1 tRNA gene and 1 rRNA gene are annotated in these 501 nt (G+C 47.5%); both read left to right on the forward strand.

Annotated features, from left to right (window positions below):
* Nucleotides 1-149 precede the first annotated feature (149 nt).
* Nucleotides 150-265 (forward strand): 5S ribosomal RNA (rrf, locus tag H532_RS0116625).
* An 88-nt stretch (nt 266-353) separates the two neighbouring features.
* A tRNA-Thr gene (locus H532_RS0116630) sits at nt 354-429 on the forward strand.
* Nucleotides 430-501 lie beyond the last annotated feature (72 nt).

Below are 501 nucleotides of genomic sequence, written 5' to 3' on the forward strand. Positions count from 1 at the left end.
GACACGTGGAGCTGACGAATACTAATCGGTCGAGGACTTAACCAAAAAAAGATGCACGAAACCTTCGTTTTCAGTTTTCAGGGTGCAAACGCACCTGTAAAAAACGTTCGACGAACGAACGCTGCGTCGAACGCCCAATATTTGATCTGTCCGGTGACAATGGCGAAGAGGTCACACCCGTTCCCATCCCGAACACGGAAGTTAAGCTCTTCAGCGCCGATGGTAATTGGGGGCTTCCCCCTGTGAGAGTAGGTCGTTGCCGGGCAGACAAAATACAATATATGACAAAAGCCTATTCGATTTGACATTTGGCTCTAAAATAGGTAGAATACAATCCGCAGGGTTTAAAACATGCCGGCCTAGCTCAATTGGTAGAGCAACTGAATCGTAATCAGTGGGTTGGGGGTTCGAGTCCTCTGGCCGGCACCATTTTTATTTTTTGAGCGAATGCACATAATAATTAAGCACGAGCCATTAGCTCAGTCGGTAGAGCACTCTAGC

It is taken from the genome of Tuberibacillus calidus DSM 17572 (assembly GCF_000430685.1).
GTDB lineage: Bacteria > Bacillota > Bacilli > Bacillales > Sporolactobacillaceae > Tuberibacillus > Tuberibacillus calidus.